Origin of the sequence: Pseudomonas sp. HTZ2 (assembly GCF_033173945.1) — a bacterium.
Classification (GTDB): domain Bacteria; phylum Pseudomonadota; class Gammaproteobacteria; order Pseudomonadales; family Pseudomonadaceae; genus Aquipseudomonas; species Aquipseudomonas guariconensis.
This window is the reverse complement of sequence record NZ_CP137332.1, coordinates 4,714,416-4,729,141: the sequence shown is the minus strand read 5'-3', so window position 1 is coordinate 4,729,141 and position 14,726 is coordinate 4,714,416. Positions and strand designations below refer to the sequence as shown.

Genomic DNA, 14,726 nt, shown 5'->3' with positions numbered 1-14,726 from the left:
CGCACAGCGCCACACACACGATGGAAACCGCCTGATGAGCCAACCCTTCGACGTCGCCGCCCTGGCCGCGACCTATGCCAGCAAGTCCCCCCAGGAGATCCTCAAGCTTGCCTTCGAGCACTTCGGCGATGACCTGTGGATTTCCTTCAGCGGCGCCGAGGATGTGGTGCTGGTCGACATGGCCTGGAAGCTGAACAAGCAGGTCAAGGTGTTCAGTCTCGACACTGGTCGCCTGCACCCGGAGACCTACCGCTTCATCGACCAGGTCCGCGAGCAGTACAACCTGCCGATCGAGATCCTCAGCCCCGACCGCGCCCTGCTCGACCCTTTCGTGAAGGAAAAAGGCCTGTTCAGCTTCTACAAGGACGGCCATGGCGAATGCTGCGGCATCCGTAAGATCGAGCCGCTGCGCCGCAAGCTGGCCACCGTGAGCGCGTGGGCAACCGGCCAGCGCCGCGATCAAAGTCCCGGCACTCGCAGCCAGGTGGCAGCACTGGAAATCGACACAGCGTTTTCCACATCCGAGCGCACCCTTTACAAGTTCAACCCCCTGGCGCAGATGACCAGCGAGGAAGTCTGGGGCTATATCCGCATGCTCGAGCTGCCCTACAACAGCCTGCATGAGCGCGGCTTCATCAGCATCGGCTGCGAGCCGTGCACACGCCCTGTGCTGCCCAACCAGCACGAACGTGAAGGTCGCTGGTGGTGGGAAGAGTCGACCCAGAAGGAATGCGGCCTGCACGCCGGCAACCTGATCACCAAGGCCTGACCCTACAAGCTCCAAGCTACAAGCCACAAGAAAAAAGCGGCCCTCATGAGGACCGTTTTTTTCTTGTGGCTTGTAGCTCGGGGCTTGTAGCTCAATGCACCGGCAGCTCGACCCCTTCGAACAGCTCTTCGAGCTCCTGCTTGTTATGGCACTGGATGGCCTTGGCCATCACTTCGCGGGTCAGGTGCGGCGCGAATTTCTCGATGAAGTCGCACATGAAACCACGCAGGAAGGTGCCACGGCGGAAGCCGATCTTGGTAATGCTGGCCTCGAACAGTTCGCTGGCGTCCAGGGCCACAAGGTCGCTGTCGAGCTTGGTGTCCACAGCCATCTTGGCCACGATGCCCACGCCCAGCCCCAGGCGTACGTATGTCTTGATGACGTCGGCGTCGGCGGCGGTAAATACCACTTTCGGCGTCAAGCCACGGTGATTGAACGCCTCGTCCAGCTTGGAACGTCCGGTGAAACCGAACACGTAGGTCACGATCGGGTACTCGGCGACCGCTTCGAGGGTCAGCTTCGGCAGCTTGGTCAGCGGATGCCCCTGAGGCACCACCACGCAGCGGTTCCACTTGTAGCAAGGCATCATGATCAAATCGCCGAACAGCTCCAACGCCTCGGTGGCGATGGCGAAATCGACGGTGCCGTCGGCAGCCATCTCGGCGATCTGCATGGGCGAACCCTGATGCATGTGCAGGGCGACTTCAGGGTACTGCTTGATGAAACTGCTGATCACCGGCGGGAGCGCGTAGCGTGCCTGGGTATGGGTGGTGGCGATGGATAGGGTGCCCTTTTTCTCGTTGGAAAATTCCTGGGCGATCTGCTTGATGCTCTCGACCTTTCGCAGGATTTCACCGGCGGTATTGATGATGCGCTCACCGGCGGGAGTGACGCGTGTCAGATGCTTGCCGCTGCGGGCGAAGACCTCGACGCCGAGCTCGTCTTCGAGCAGACGGATCTGTTTGCTGATCCCGGGCTGGGAGGTATAGAGGCTCTGCGCTGTCGCGGAGACGTTGAGGTCATGGTGCGCTACTTCCCAGATATAGCGCAGTTGTTGAAGCTTCATAGGTTTCCCTCGGATCAGCGGTAGGTCACCGGCAGCAGGCAGCGATGAGATATAACTATATTAGTGGTTCCCGAAATAAAACTAGAACTATTTTGTTACGCGCCCTCGTTTTGACCTACCCCCTGTTTCAGCCTTTCCTACGCCCCAAATGCTGCGCCAACGGCACCATGTAGATCGGAACCGGGGACAGTTGCAGCAACCGCGCCGCAGTGCGGCCGATCGGCACATCCACCCCTGCTCCCTGGCTGTGACTGCCGAAAATCAGCAGATCGACGCTCAAGCGCTTAGCCTGCTCGATGATCACCTGGGCCGGATCCCCCTGACGCACCCTCACCGCCCGGATCAAGGCCAGGTCCGCTTCTTCACCTAGTTCGTCACGAAAGTTTTCCAACACCCGCTGCTCGATGTTGGCCATGACCGTATTCACACCCTCGCTGTGCAGCTCGTCCAGGGTCTGCTCGTCGAGGTAACTCTGCAGCAGGGACTCGGCGAACTGGCCCATGGGTTCCACCGCATGGATCACGTACAGCTCTGCGTTGAATGTCCGGGCCAGGGCCAAGGCGTGCTGCATGACAAAAGGCGCGTATACACCGAGGTCGGTGGCATACAGCATGGAATGAATCATTCGACCTCCTCGACTGCCGTTACGACAGAGCAAGGTTCAGCTTAGCAGCGCCGCGTACGACCGCTTGGCCGTCCGGCGCGCTGCCAGCGCCCGGCCTGGAGGGGTCAGCCGCTGCGATTGCGACGGTCGATGAAGGCCAGGGTCTGATACAGCATCTGCAGTTGCGGCAAATGACACCCAGCCGCTTGCGCACGTGCCAGCGGTTCGGCATAGATCGCCTGCAACTCGAGCGGTCGCCGCTGGGCATGATCGTGGTACATGCTTGGCCAGTAATCAGGCATCTTTTCGGTCAGGCGAAACAGTTGCTCGGCGTAACCATTCGGCAAGACATGGCCGCAAGCCTGGGCTCCCTGCACCACTTCAGCCATCAGCGCGCGTACCAGATCACGACTGTCGGGGTCCGTCATCAGTGCCGTGGTGCTGGCCTGAAGCAGTACCGAAAGACCGTTGTAAGGCATATTCCATACAAGCTTCTGCCAACGGGCCTGAGCAAGGTCATCCATGGCCTGGGAGTCGATGCCCGCCGCCCGGAACAGCGCCACCCCTTGGGCAACGATAGCGGCACCTCGATCCTCGGCCGGACCACTGTGGTATCCCAGATTGACCGTGCCCAGCGCCTGATGGCACACCACTCCAGGTGCCTGGCGGTTGACGCAAATGAAGCACAGTCCGCCAAGCAGGTGCATATCGGCGCGCAGTGACGGCCGTAACTGCTCCTCCACGCCCAGGCCATTTTGCAACAACACGACCCTGGCACCTGGGGCTGCGGCCTGGAGGATGAGCGGTGCAAGCTCCCGGTTGCTGGTGGCCTTGGCGCCTACCAGCAACCAGTCGCAGGGCGGCATGTCGGCGGCCGAGGCGTAGGCCTGCACTTTCATGTGCAATTGGCCGTGAACCGCGCTGTCCACGGCCATGCCATGCTCATGCACGATGCGGTATTCACTGCGCAACAGAAAATGCACATCGAAACCGGCCCGCGCAAGCATGAGCCCGTAGAAACCGCCGATGGCGCCGCTGCCGATAATGCCGATACGTGGGTTGCAAGTGTCCACACGCGCTCCTTGTCCGAAATCTGGTACTTGGTTTTACACCTAAACCCTTCGGTTTTCGAACGCAGAAGCATCCGCTCGCCCCTGAGCTGGCCGTACCACCTTGCAAATAAATCACGCCTTGGTCGTAAAAACCCAGTACCGGCGGGGAGCAGCCCATTGTCGAGCCACCTTGTAACGCGCTAAGGTTCGGCTCCCCGTTGCGAACAATCTTGCTGCTGGGCCGCACGGGGATTGCTGGCGGCCGGCACCCGTGACCTGACGAGTAACACGATGGCTGATTTACCGATCGACGACCTTAACGTTGCCTCCAACGAGACTTTGATCACCCCCGATCAGCTCAAGAAGGAACTCCCCCTCAGCGCCAAGGCCCTGCAGACCGTGACTGCCGGCCGAGAAGTGGTGCGCAACATCCTCGACGGCAAGGACCATCGACTCTTCGTCGTGGTGGGCCCCTGCTCCATCCACGACATCAAAGCCGCCCACGAGTATGCCGAACGCCTGAAGGTGCTGGCCGAAGAAGTTTCCGACACCCTTTACCTGGTGATGCGCGTGTACTTCGAGAAGCCGCGTACCACCGTCGGCTGGAAAGGCCTGATCAACGACCCTTACCTGGATGACTCCTTCAAGATCCAGGACGGTCTGCACATCGGTCGCAAGTTGCTGCTGGACCTGGCCGAAATGGGCCTGCCCACCGCCACCGAGGCACTCGACCCGATCTCCCCGCAGTACCTGCAGGACCTGATCAGCTGGTCGGCCATCGGCGCCCGCACCACCGAATCCCAGACCCACCGGGAAATGGCCTCCGGCCTGTCCTCGGCAGTCGGCTTCAAGAATGGCACCGACGGCGGCCTGACCGTGGCTATCAATGCCCTGCAGTCGGTCTCCAAGCCTCACCGCTTCCTGGGCATCAACCAGGAAGGTGGCGTGTCCATCGTCACCACCAAGGGCAACGCCTATGGCCACGTGGTGCTGCGCGGTGGCAACGGCAAGCCCAACTATGATTCGGTCAGCGTTGCCCTGTGCGAACAAGATCTGGCCAAGGCCAAGATCAAGGCCAACATCATGGTCGATTGCAGCCATGCCAATTCCAACAAGGATCCGGCCCTGCAGCCGCTGGTAATGGAGAACGTCGCCAACCAGATCCTCGAAGGCAACCAGTCGATCATCGGCTTGATGGTCGAAAGCCACCTGAACTGGGGTTGCCAGGCAATTCCGAAGGACCTGAACGAGCTGCAATACGGTGTTTCCATTACCGATGCCTGCATCGACTGGAGCGCCACCGAGAAGGCCCTGCGCAGCATGCGCGCCAAGCTCAAGGATGTCCTGCCTCAGCGTCAGCGCGGCTGACAATCGGGAGCAAACGAAAACGCCGGGCAATGCCCGGCGTTTTCATGTTCGGTGTTCGATTGTACCGTTCAGGCCTTGCTCGACTGACGTTGCTGACGCTCCATGTAGCGTTCGACGTAGGAGCAGGAGGGGATCACCGTGTAACCCATCTCCTCGGCGTATTCCAGCGCCTTCTCGGTCAACGCTGCAGCGATGCCTCGCCCCCGTAGGGCATTGGGCACGAAGGTACGGTAGATATCCAGCGTCTGCTTGCCCAAGTCCATGTACGTCAGATAGGCACGGTGACCGTCCACATTGGTCTCGAACTGATGACCGGCCTGGTCATGGTGGATGGTCAACGCTTCGCTCATCACTACTCCTCGCAGGTCTGTCGGCAGACCCTTACCTTAACCGATGGTGTTTCCGGCGGAGGAACCTCTACGCCACCCTTGCCCCTTGGACCGTAAGGCGATCCGAATCGTTCTGCTGCGCGGGCACCCTACAAATAGTAGGCGCCGGAAGCGGGATTGCTCAAGGTGGCACGGGGAAAAAGTACGAGATAACCCCTGCCGGGTCGCTTCGCGGCCGCGTACACAGTGTTCTAGGCCTATGACGCTGACCGACAGTTAAAGTCACCATTAGTTCACCAAAAAGTTCCCGCTCTACAAATGCTTGCAGCCGCTGCGCCAAATTTTCACAAATGCCATACAAAGGTTGTCACCTTTTGGGGGCGGCAACATTTTTTTTGCAGTTCTTGCGCTTAGTCAGTTTACTTACTACAAGTAATGGGTACTATGTACGCCGGCCAGTTTCTCTTTTCCGAGAGATGGCTCTTTAATAGAAAGTCCTTGAAGGGGAACACGATGAACAACGTTCTGAAATTCTCTGCTCTGGCTCTGGCCGCAGTTCTGGCTACCGGTTGCAGCAGCGTATCCAAAGAAACCGAAGCTCGTCTGACTGCGACTGAAGACGCAGCAGCTCGCGCTCAAGCTCGTGCTGATGAAGCCTACCGTAAGGCTGATGACGCTCTGGCTGCCGCTCAGAAGGCTCAGCAGACCGCTGACGAAGCCAACGAGCGCGCTCTGCGCATGCTGGACAAAGCCAGCCGCAAGTAATAATCCTCACGGATTGTTATGGAGCCGACCCACTAGTGGGTCGGCTTTTTTTATTCCCGCCTGAAAAGCAAACGGCAAAAACGAAAAAGGCCTGCACTAAGGCAGGCCTCGATTCGGGTTAACGGGAGCACCTCCCGAAAGAGACATCCCCCTTACTGCAGCTCCGGGGGAATGCTCGAAACCATCGGCGCTGTCCCACCATTGACCGGCACCGCGATTTCCACTGGCATGCCATCTTCGGCAGCCACCACGTCGCGCACCATGTCCCAGTTCATGCGCAAGTTGTTGGCCAGGTCTTCGCGCTTGAGCAGAGCATTGATGACCGCAGTATGTTTATCCACCACCGATGGATTGCCATGATCATCGAGCGGTGTATGAGCCTCGAGATAGACCTTTCCGCCACTGATGCCAAACTTGTAGGGTTCGTTGATGATACGTACTGGCGTACCCACCGGGACCATCTTGGAAAGTTCCAGCACGTTGTTGTTGAGCATACGGAAGCAGCCATGGCTGGTACGCATGCCGATACCGAACTTCTTGTTCGAACCGTGGATCAGGTAACCCGGTACACCCAAGGTGAACTTGAACGGCCCCAGTGGGTTGTCCGGGCCGGCCGGCACCACGGCAGGCAGGATGTCACCGTCGGCGGCGTGTTCGGCACGGATCGAGGCGGGTGGCGTCCAGGTCGGATTAGGGGTTTTGGCCGTGATCTTGGTGTTGGCGATGGGCGAGCCCCACCCTTCGCGACCGATACCCAGCGGGAAGGTGTGCACCACGTTCTGCCCTTTCGGGTAGTAGTACATGCGGTATTCGGCCAGGTTGATGACGATGCCTTCACGCGGACCTGGCGGCAGAATGTAGCGGGTCGGCAGGATGATCTCGGTGCCAGCGCCCGGCAGCCATGGATCCACGCCCGGGTTGGCCGCGATCATTTCGAGGTAGCCCAGGTCATTGGCGGTGCCGATGTCGGCAAAGGTGTCTTCGTACTTGGCTTTGATCACCTGGACCTGGCCGACGATATCTTCACCGGCAGGTGGCAACGGCAATTCCAGCGCAACGGTTGGACCGGCCACCAACAGGGCGGCCAGGGACAAGCTACGGGTGACGGCGGGAAGGCGCGGCAACATCCGGTAAATCCTTCGAAAGATGGGTCAAGAGGATCGATTGTACACCTACCCCAGGACAAGCGGGAGGCATCGGGTTCATGCTGGCATTTCAGATGATGAAAGGTGCTCAGAGTTCCGGCCACACCGGACGCATGCCACGGCGCTGGGCATCGAGAATCGCTCGGCACAACGCACAAAGGCGACCATCGCGGTAGACCGACCGCTCCACTGCGGACCAGCGCGGTTGCGCTGGCAACAGCCCACCGCACAGCGTGCGATCGACGGGCACGCCAAGCTCGAGCTGACGCGCCACCAGGTGAACGCGAACCTCCTGGCAAGCGAACAGGTCGAGCTGTTCATCGGGCTCGATCAGTTGATAGGCGTACAAAGACCAGGCAGGGCGCGGCATTGGGGGCTCTCGAAGCGGGGGGCGCAACATTAGCCGAAAGCCGGCCCCGATAAAAGCTTCACAACAAGGGTTTTATCGCCGGCCAGGCATTTTCCAGCAAGCGCGGCTGGGCCCCTACGGTCGGGTGGATACCATCGGCCTGCATCATCTGCGGCACACCGCCGACCCCTTCAAGGAAAAACGGCACCAGGGGGACTTGTTTCTGGATCGACAAGCGCTCATAGACCTGAGCGAAGGCGCTGGTATAACGCACACCATAGTTGGGCGGCAGCCGCATACCCAGCAGAACCACCTTGGCGCCCGCCTCACGCGCCTGATCGACCATCGAAGCAAGATTTTGTTGCAATTGCTGGGGCGGCAGCCCTCGCAGTCCGTCGTTGCCGCCAAGCTCCAGTACCACCAGGCTCGGCTTGTGCGCCGCAAGCAGCGCCGGCAGCCGCGCCTGGCCCCCGGCACTGGTGTCTCCACTGATCGAGGCATTGACCACCTGGTCGGTATAACCCTCCTCCTTAAGGCGCTGCTGCAGCAGGGAAACCCATCCTTGGCGGCTATCCAGGCCAAAACCGGCGCTGATACTATCCCCAACGACCAGCAGTGTACCTGCCGCCGCGCTTTGGGCCAGGCAATACAGGGCCAGACCGGCACTCAACCACCACACTCGCATCGGATTCTCCATGGGCCCCAGCATTCTCGTTGCGCAGAACCTTAGCAAAGTGGTCCCCAGCGCGGAAGGTGACCTGACCATCCTCCACGCCCTGTCATTGTCCCTTGCGCAAGGCGACAGCCTGGCCATCGTAGGCGCCTCGGGCTCGGGTAAATCGACCCTGCTCGGTCTGCTCGCCGGCCTCGACCGCCCCAGTGCGGGCAAGGTCATACTCGCCGGCCATGACCTGGGCCCTCTCGATGAAGATCAGCGTGCCCGGGTGCGCGCCGAGCATGTGGGCTTCGTGTTTCAGTCGTTCCAGTTGCTCGACAGCCTCAACGCTCTGGAAAACGTCATGCTTGCGCTGGAGCTCGATGGCCGCCGCGATGCACGCGAGCAAGCCCGGACCCTGCTGGAGCGGGTCGGCCTGGGCAAACGCCTGAGCCACACCCCACGCCAACTCTCCGGTGGCGAACAACAACGGGTGGCGATCGCCCGCGCCTTTGCAGCCCAGCCTGCGGTGCTGTTCGCCGACGAGCCGACCGGAAATCTGGACAGCCATACCGGCGAACGCATCAGCGACTTGTTGTTCGAATTGAACAAGGAGCGTGGGACCACACTGGTTCTGGTCACCCATGACGAGCGCCTGGCCCAACGCTGCCGACGCCTGATCCGCCTGGATGCCGGCCGCCCGGTGGAGTCCTGATGAGCCGCCTGCCCTTCTCCCTCTTCTGTCGCCTGGCCCTGCGGCAGTTACTGCGCGATGCCCGCGCCGGGGAAGTTCGGGTGCTGTTTTTCGCCCTGCTGGTGGCGGTGGCAGCCAGCACTGCCATCGGCTACTTCGGCGCGCGCCTAAACGGTGCCATGCAATTACGCGCCAGCGAATTCCTCGGTGCTGACTTGGTGCTGCAAGGCGGCTCGCCGGCCCGAGACAAGCAAATCAGCGCAGGCAAGGCGGCCGGCCTGCAGCACGCTCATGTGGTGGAGTTCACCAGCGTGGTCGGCGGCGACAGCGGCATCCAGCTATCGAGCATCAAGGCCGCCGACGCCGCCTACCCTCTTCGCGGCCAGCTGCGCAGTGCCGCCACGCCCTATGCCGAGGAAACCCCTGGCGGCGGCCCCGCACCTGGCGAAGCCTGGGTCGAGGCACGTCTACTGGCGGCGCTGGGGCTATCGATTGGCGACAGCATCGACGTCGGCATGAAGACCTTGCGTATGAGCCGTGTGCTGACCTACGAACCCGATCGCGCCAACAACTTCTATAGCCTCACACCACGCGTGCTGATGAACATAGCGGACCTGCAGTCCACCGGTGTGATCCAGCCGGGAAGCCGGGTCAGCTACCGCGACCTGTGGCGCGGTACTCCCGAGGCGCTGGCGCAGTACCGTGGGGAGGTGAAAAAGACCTTGGCCGCCAACCAGCGCCTGCTCGACACACGTGATGGTAACCAGCAAGTCGGTGGTGCGCTGGGCAAGGCTGAGCGCTACCTGAACATGGCCAGCCTGGTGGCGGTATTGCTGGCCGGGGTTGCCGTCGCGCTGTCTGCCAGTCGCTATGCGGCCCGCCGCCTGGATGCCAGTGCCTTGTTGCGTTGCCTGGGGCTTTCCCGACATCAGGCACTGGGCATGTACTGCCTGCAATTGGCCGCGCTCGGCCTGATTGCCGCGACCACCGGCGCCTTGCTCGGCTGGCTGGCGCAGCTGGGGCTGTTCCGTTTGTTGCAAGGGCTGATGCCGAGCGAGGTGCCGGCTGGCGGCATGACCCCAGCCCTGGCCGGCATAGGCACTGGCCTGGTGGCCTTGGCCGGGTTCGCCCTGCCGCCGCTGGCCGCCCTTGGCCGCGTCCCACCCTTGCGTGTATTGCGCCGCGACTTGCTGCCCGTGCCGCCGAGCAGCTGGCTGGTATACGGCGCAGCCCTGTTTGCCCTGGGGCTGATCATGTGGCGTTTGAGCCTGGACCTTTTACTCACTTCGGCCTTGCTCGCCGGGGGCGTCTTCGCCGCCTTGCTGCTTGGTGGCCTGCTACTGCTAGGCCTGCGCAGCCTGCGACGAGTGCTGGCCAGTGCTCCCTTGGCCTGGCGTCTGGGCCTGGGTCAACTGCTGCGCCATCCACTGGCTGCCGCCGGCCAGACGCTAGCCTTCGGCCTGATCCTGCTGGCCATGGCCTTGGTCGCACTGCTGCGAGGTGAATTGCTCGATACCTGGCAAGCTCAACTGCCCAATGACGCCCCCAACCACTTCGCCCTCAATATCCTGCCTGACGAGCGCGACCCTTTCGCCCAGCGACTGCAGGCGATCAACGCCAGCTCAGCTCCCCTGTATCCGGTGATACCGGGACGTCTGACGCACATCAACGGTCAGCCGGTGCGCCAGTTGGTCAGCAAGGAGTCCACCGCCGAGCGCGCCGTGCAGCGTGACCTCAGCCTCACCTGGGCCGCCGAACTGCCTCCAGGCAACACCCTGAGCGCCGGCCACTGGTGGCAAGCATCACCTGCTGCAGACGAGTTGCCTGGGGTTTCGGTGGAAGCCCAGCTTGCCGACAGTCTGAAACTCAAGCTCGGAGATCTGCTTGACTTCGATATCGGCGGCCAGCAACGCCAGGCGCGGGTGACCAGCTTGCGTGCCGTGCACTGGGACAGCTTCCAGCCCAACTTCTACATGATCTTCCAGCCTGGAACCTTGCAAGGGCTGCCGGCGACCTACCTGACCAGTTTCTACCTGGCGCCAGGGCACGACCAGGAAGCCGTTGCTCTGTCACGGGCGTTTCCGGCGGTGACCATTCTCCAGGTCGATGCGCTGCTGGCGCAGTTGCGCAGCATCCTGGCGCAGGTGACATGGGCGGTCGAATACGTACTGTTGTTCGTCCTGGCGGCGGGGCTGGCGGTGCTATTCGCCGGGCTCCAGGCGACATTGGACGAACGTATTCGCCAGGGGGCGTTGTTGCGCGCGCTAGGGGCCGCCAGGCCGTTACTGGTCAAGGCAAGGCGGATCGAGTTCGGCTTGCTTGGAGCGGTGAGTGGGTTGTTGGCTGCGCTAGGGTGCGAGCTGATTACTTGGGTGCTCTACCGATATGCGTTTGATCTGGCGTGGGGGCCACATCCCTGGTTGCTGGTGGTGCCGGTGGTGGGAGCTGTCGTGGTAGGCGGAGCTGGAGTCGTCGGGACGCGGCGGGCCTTGAATGCAAGTCCGTTGGTGGTATTGCGGGAGGGGTAGGCTTGGGCTTTCAGAGGGTGTGGCTATCTGATTCTGGCGAAGGCCGCGAGGAACTGTGGCGCTGGCGAAACCTGCGATGGGCCGCATCGCGGCCCTCTGGGTAATGCCCCCTCAATCGAAGGTCTGTATGAGATGCGTTCGCGCGAAGCCTCTTGAAAACAGCACAACCCGACTACCCATCAATCCCATAAAAAATACGATTGACGTACCAGATCGCCTCCCCCGTAGGTGTCTTCACCACCACCTCATCACCCTCTTCCTTCTTGAGCAGCGCCCGCGCCATGGGTGAGTCGATGGAAATATAGTCGTTGCGCCCATAGATCTCGTCATACCCCACAATCCGAAACTTGAGCACCTCGCCTTCGTCATTTTCGATTTCCACCCAGGCACCAAAGAACACCTTGCCCTCTTGCTGCGGCGAATAGGCCACCACCTTGACGTCTTCAAGCCGCTTGCGCAGGTACCGGACCCGGCGGTCGATCTCTCGCAAAAGTTTCTTGTTGTACTGGTAGTCCGCATTCTCGCTGCGGTCGCCCAGGGAGGCGGCCCAGGTGACCTTCTGGGTAATCTCGGGACGATAGACTCGCCACAGGTGATCGAGCTCTTTCTTCAGAGCCTCATGACCTTCAGTGGTGATGATGTTGGTGCTCAAGCGGCATTCTCCTCAGTGCATCCTCCGCTGACGCACACCAGCGGAGGGCTCCGAGCTTAGCGAAAAATCCCGTGGACGACACGCAGCTCAGCGGCGGGTGATTAGCCCCTGGCGCGCGATACGTGTCAGCTGGCCGATGACTTCGGCGGCGTCGGCGGCCAAGGGCGCCTGGATCACCGCAAGGTCGAAACGGTCATTGCCAAACTGGGCAAAGCCGTCACAGGTTTCGGCAAACTGCACGAGAAATGCACGCGCTTGCCCCTTGCGCCGCGACAAGCCGTCAAGGTTGCGTAAAAGTGTGGGTTGATGCTGGCCACCGAGCAGGATGCGCGGTGTACGGGAAGCCTGGCTGGCAGGCAATGGACTCAAGCAGACACTGGTACGTGGACAACTCATGGAGATATCTCTGCGCCTCGCAAATCCCGCTGGGCAGCGGTGGGAGGCGTCACCGAACCAGCGCTTTAGCGGTATTTCGGATGACCAAAAGAGTTATCCCGCGCCCCGCAAGTAGCTGTTTAAATCGGCGCAGTCGGTATGCTAGAGCGTGACGCGATAAGTTACAAGATACCGATAGCAGCTAAACGCTAAGACTTTCGCAGGTCTGCCCCTTCACATGAAAAAACCCGCTTACCCGTACACCTGGAAAGCGGGTTCGATGTTAGCCGCAGATCAGTGGCGAGCGATCAGCCGGTCCAGGGAGAAGCGGCCTGCGCCTTCGATCAACACCGCGACCGTACCCGCCAGTAGCGCCAGGGCGAACTCGTAGCCATTGTTCGCCATGAACAGGCCATTGTTGATGTGCACCGAGAGGATCGCTACCACCAAGGTCACGGACAGCGCCAGTGCCGCAGGCCGTGCCAGCAAGCCAATCACAAGGGCCAGGCCACCGAAGAACTCGGCGCTGCCCGACAACAGAGCCATCAGGTAGCCTGGGGCCAGGCCGATGCTTTCCATCCATTGGCCGGTGCCTTCCAGCCCGTAGCCGCCAAACAGGCCGAACAGCTTCTGGGCACCGTGGGCCAAGAAGATGATGCCTACCAGGATACGGATGACGCTCAGACCAGTGCCGGCGCGGGTAACGAACAGGGCGTTGAGTGTGTTGTTCATTTCGATGCTTCCTGAATCAAGGGATGATGTGTGCAGATGGCGCCATTCTAATCATCCAAATAGATACAAAAAGCGCAATAAACGGCCTATTTACATCTATATATTCGATTTGTTAGCGGTTCGCGACGCGCTCCAGCGATTCCCGCTGCCGATTGAAAGCCAAGAAGTACTTATTGACGCTATTGACGAAGTTGACCGGCCCCATGCCTACCTGCTCCATGGCGATGCGCTCGGTCTGGAAGAACCACTGATTGCCATTTAGCCCGCGGCGCCGCGCCTCGGCGCGCATGGCCTGGACCCGTTCCGGTCCAAGGTTGTAGGCGGCGAGGACAAACGCCATGCGCTCACGCTCGTTGAGCTGGGGGCTGGCGAAAAACTTGCGGCGGATCAATGCCAGATACCGGGCGCCCGCCTGCACATTGCCGTCGACCGAGGCGATGTCACTCACCCCCACGCGGCGAGCCGCTGCCGGCGTGATCTGCATCAGCCCATGCGCGCCACCACCTCCGCGAGCCGCCGGGTTGAAGGTGGATTCCTTGAACGCCAGCGCCGCCAGGTTCAGCCAGTCGATCTGCTGCGCAGCGCCATGCTTCTGCAGCACCGTGCGCAACGACTCCAGACGCTTGCGGTCCTTTCTCGCCAGCGGGTCATGCACACGGTATTGACGCCGGTAGATACGCTCGAAGGCTGCGTCCTGGTTCGCCGGTGCTCGGTAGCCTTCCAGGAAGCGATCCACCGTGGCGAGCAACATGCTGGCGTCACGTCGCACATACCAGCGCATCGCCTGAGGCTGGCCCAGGCTCACGCGCGAATCCAGCCGCAAGCGCGGCATCACCCGAGCCCAGCGCTGGGCAATCGGGCGCTCCACCACGGTCAGGTGATAAATGCCTGCCTGGACCATCTCCAGCACATCTTCCACCGCCAGACTGGCATCGACCCACTCCACCTTGATCGGTGCACGCTTGCGCAACGCCAGTTGCTGGTTGATCTGGGTGATCACCGCGCCGGCGGCGCTGGCACTGGTCAACGCGACAGTTCGTCCGGACAACTGATCCACCCGGGTGAAGCCGCGCTCCCCTTTGCGTCCGACCAGCATCAATTGCACCTGGTCCCGGACCGCTACGCTGCCACTGACCCCACGCACCAGCGCAGGATCGAGCAGCTCGCCAGGGGCCGCCAAATCGCCCTCGCCACGCTGCAGGGCGGCAAGCAATTGTTCCTTGGCGCGGGGGATGAGCTTGAGGCGGATTTGCTGACCGTCCCGGGCCCGAGCATTTAGGTAGTGCTCGAGACCTCGCAAGCGGTGGTGCTCCACACCCACCGGCTCGCCTTTGACTTCACCCGAGCTGTTGCGACTCTGGTTGACCAAAACCCTGAGGACTTTGCTGCTGCGGATCTGTGCCAGGTCGCGAACTTGGCTGGCCGGAACATGCTGCTGGGGCCCCGGCAGCCGCGCATTGGCCGCTGGGGCCAGGGTCAAGCCGACAAGCAGCGGTATCAGCAGTGATCGCAGCATGCGAGAACCTGTCCGGGGGCTGGGAGCGGGTGTCATACAGCGAGGTCCGTCCATGACAAATGACGCTAAAAGACCACGACAACCACTTGAAGTTCTGGGATTTCTTACGAATTACCCGTTTTTTGCT

Annotated in this window: 16 protein-coding genes; 5 read left to right on the top strand and 11 right to left on the bottom strand. The window is 61.3% G+C overall.

Going from position 1 to position 14,726, the window contains the following annotated elements; all coding sequences use genetic code 11:
- Positions 1-34: 34 nt before the first annotated feature.
- On the top strand, positions 35-769 hold the full coding sequence (locus tag R6G97_RS21955) for a phosphoadenylyl-sulfate reductase (protein ID WP_317847528.1): 735 nt from the start codon (positions 35-37) through the stop codon (positions 767-769).
- Positions 770-860: 91 nt separating this feature from the next.
- Here R6G97_RS21955 and cysB read toward each other — a convergent pair whose 3' ends face one another.
- The 3 genes from cysB to R6G97_RS21940 form a co-directional block, all read right to left on the bottom strand.
- Positions 861-1,835, bottom strand: a complete 975-nt coding sequence (gene cysB, locus R6G97_RS21950) for an HTH-type transcriptional regulator CysB (RefSeq protein WP_027593928.1) — start codon at positions 1,833-1,835, stop codon at positions 861-863.
- 127 nt (positions 1,836-1,962) lie between these two features.
- Positions 1,963-2,460 carry a universal stress protein gene (locus tag R6G97_RS21945; protein ID WP_043215810.1) on the bottom strand — a complete coding sequence of 166 codons (498 nt, stop codon included), beginning with the start codon at positions 2,458-2,460 and terminating at the stop codon, positions 1,963-1,965.
- A gap of 104 nt (positions 2,461-2,564) precedes the next feature.
- On the bottom strand, positions 2,565-3,512 hold the full coding sequence (locus R6G97_RS21940) for a putative 2-dehydropantoate 2-reductase (RefSeq protein ID WP_317847527.1): 948 nt from the start codon (positions 3,510-3,512) through the stop codon (positions 2,565-2,567).
- A 270-nt stretch (positions 3,513-3,782) separates the two neighbouring features.
- On the opposite strand from R6G97_RS21940, the gene R6G97_RS21935 reads away from it, so the two are divergent.
- Complete coding sequence (locus R6G97_RS21935) at positions 3,783-4,859, top strand: 3-deoxy-7-phosphoheptulonate synthase (RefSeq protein ID WP_043215813.1); 1,077 nt, start codon at positions 3,783-3,785, stop codon at positions 4,857-4,859.
- Positions 4,860-4,927: 68 nt separating this feature from the next.
- On the opposite strand, the gene R6G97_RS21930 is transcribed toward R6G97_RS21935, so the two are convergent.
- Positions 4,928-5,209, bottom strand: coding sequence for a GNAT family N-acetyltransferase (locus R6G97_RS21930; RefSeq protein ID WP_043215814.1), 282 nt, complete (start codon positions 5,207-5,209; stop codon positions 4,928-4,930).
- A 492-nt stretch (positions 5,210-5,701) separates the two neighbouring features.
- On the opposite strand from R6G97_RS21930, the gene oprI reads away from it, so the two are divergent.
- Positions 5,702-5,953, top strand: coding sequence for an outer membrane lipoprotei OprI (oprI, locus tag R6G97_RS21925; RefSeq protein WP_003259780.1), 252 nt, complete (start codon positions 5,702-5,704; stop codon positions 5,951-5,953).
- A gap of 152 nt (positions 5,954-6,105) precedes the next feature.
- On the opposite strand, the gene R6G97_RS21920 is transcribed toward oprI, so the two are convergent.
- From R6G97_RS21920 to R6G97_RS21910, 3 genes are all read right to left on the bottom strand, one after another.
- Positions 6,106-7,080 (bottom strand): L,D-transpeptidase family protein, encoded by a 975-nt coding sequence (locus tag R6G97_RS21920; protein WP_043215815.1) that lies wholly within the window; start codon positions 7,078-7,080, stop codon positions 6,106-6,108.
- A 106-nt stretch (positions 7,081-7,186) separates the two neighbouring features.
- Positions 7,187-7,468, bottom strand: a complete 282-nt coding sequence (locus R6G97_RS21915; protein WP_043215816.1) for a hypothetical protein — start codon at positions 7,466-7,468, stop codon at positions 7,187-7,189.
- 58 nt (positions 7,469-7,526) lie between these two features.
- Positions 7,527-8,132: an arylesterase gene (locus tag R6G97_RS21910; protein WP_197853743.1), complete on the bottom strand. Its 606-nt coding sequence runs from the start codon at positions 8,130-8,132 to the stop codon at positions 7,527-7,529.
- Between the two features lie 10 nt (positions 8,133-8,142).
- Here R6G97_RS21910 and R6G97_RS21905 point away from each other — a divergent pair, with 10 nt between their 5' ends.
- Together R6G97_RS21905 and R6G97_RS21900 are read left to right on the top strand one after the other, a co-directional pair.
- On the top strand, positions 8,143-8,817 hold the full coding sequence (locus R6G97_RS21905; RefSeq protein ID WP_317847526.1) for an ABC transporter ATP-binding protein: 675 nt from the start codon (positions 8,143-8,145) through the stop codon (positions 8,815-8,817).
- The gene (locus tag R6G97_RS21900) at positions 8,817-11,324 is read left to right on the top strand and encodes an ABC transporter permease (RefSeq protein ID WP_253132776.1); all 2,508 of its coding nucleotides are present in this window, start codon (positions 8,817-8,819) and stop codon (positions 11,322-11,324) included. The genes R6G97_RS21905 and R6G97_RS21900 overlap by 1 nt, the downstream gene beginning before the upstream one ends.
- Before the next feature lie 172 nt (positions 11,325-11,496).
- Here the strand turns inward: R6G97_RS21900 and greB are convergent, their stop codons facing one another.
- The 4 genes from greB to R6G97_RS21880 form a co-directional block, all read right to left on the bottom strand.
- Entirely contained in the window at positions 11,497-11,976 is a 480-nt protein-coding gene (gene greB, locus R6G97_RS21895) for a transcription elongation factor GreB (RefSeq protein ID WP_090346863.1), read from the bottom strand.
- An 87-nt stretch (positions 11,977-12,063) separates the two neighbouring features.
- Positions 12,064-12,372, bottom strand: coding sequence for a hypothetical protein (locus tag R6G97_RS21890; RefSeq protein WP_043213510.1), 309 nt, complete (start codon positions 12,370-12,372; stop codon positions 12,064-12,066).
- Positions 12,373-12,645: 273 nt separating this feature from the next.
- Positions 12,646-13,083 (bottom strand): DoxX family protein, encoded by a 438-nt coding sequence (locus R6G97_RS21885; protein WP_043213508.1) that lies wholly within the window; start codon positions 13,081-13,083, stop codon positions 12,646-12,648.
- 112 nt (positions 13,084-13,195) lie between these two features.
- Positions 13,196-14,599 carry a transglycosylase SLT domain-containing protein gene (locus R6G97_RS21880; protein WP_043213505.1) on the bottom strand — a complete coding sequence of 468 codons (1,404 nt, stop codon included), beginning with the start codon at positions 14,597-14,599 and terminating at the stop codon, positions 13,196-13,198.
- Between the last annotated feature and the right edge of the window lie 127 nt (positions 14,600-14,726).

Excerpts from the sequence above, each read along its gene's own strand:
- R6G97_RS21885 (WP_043213508.1), bottom strand. The coding sequence starts at position 13,083 with ATGAACAACACACTCAACGCCCTGTTCGTTACCCGCGCCGGCACTGGT.
- R6G97_RS21920 (WP_043215815.1), bottom strand. The coding sequence starts at position 7,080 with ATGTTGCCGCGCCTTCCCGCCGTCACCCGTAGCTTGTCCCTGGCCGCC.
- R6G97_RS21930 (WP_043215814.1), bottom strand. The coding sequence starts at position 5,209 with ATGAGCGAAGCGTTGACCATCCACCATGACCAGGCCGGTCATCAGTTC.
- R6G97_RS21905 (WP_317847526.1), top strand. The coding sequence starts at position 8,143 with ATGGGCCCCAGCATTCTCGTTGCGCAGAACCTTAGCAAAGTGGTCCCC.
- oprI (WP_003259780.1), top strand. The coding sequence starts at position 5,702 with ATGAACAACGTTCTGAAATTCTCTGCTCTGGCTCTGGCCGCAGTTCTG.
- R6G97_RS21880 (WP_043213505.1), bottom strand. The coding sequence starts at position 14,599 with ATGCTGCGATCACTGCTGATACCGCTGCTTGTCGGCTTGACCCTGGCC.
- R6G97_RS21935 (WP_043215813.1), top strand. The coding sequence starts at position 3,783 with ATGGCTGATTTACCGATCGACGACCTTAACGTTGCCTCCAACGAGACT.
- R6G97_RS21890 (WP_043213510.1), bottom strand. The coding sequence starts at position 12,372 with ATGAGTTGTCCACGTACCAGTGTCTGCTTGAGTCCATTGCCTGCCAGC.
- R6G97_RS21915 (WP_043215816.1), bottom strand. The coding sequence starts at position 7,468 with ATGCCGCGCCCTGCCTGGTCTTTGTACGCCTATCAACTGATCGAGCCC.
- R6G97_RS21945 (WP_043215810.1), bottom strand. The coding sequence starts at position 2,460 with ATGATTCATTCCATGCTGTATGCCACCGACCTCGGTGTATACGCGCCT.
- cysB (WP_027593928.1), bottom strand. The coding sequence starts at position 1,835 with ATGAAGCTTCAACAACTGCGCTATATCTGGGAAGTAGCGCACCATGAC.
- R6G97_RS21955 (WP_317847528.1), top strand. The coding sequence starts at position 35 with ATGAGCCAACCCTTCGACGTCGCCGCCCTGGCCGCGACCTATGCCAGC.
- R6G97_RS21910 (WP_197853743.1), bottom strand. The coding sequence starts at position 8,132 with ATGCGAGTGTGGTGGTTGAGTGCCGGTCTGGCCCTGTATTGCCTGGCC.
- R6G97_RS21900 (WP_253132776.1), top strand. The coding sequence starts at position 8,817 with ATGAGCCGCCTGCCCTTCTCCCTCTTCTGTCGCCTGGCCCTGCGGCAG.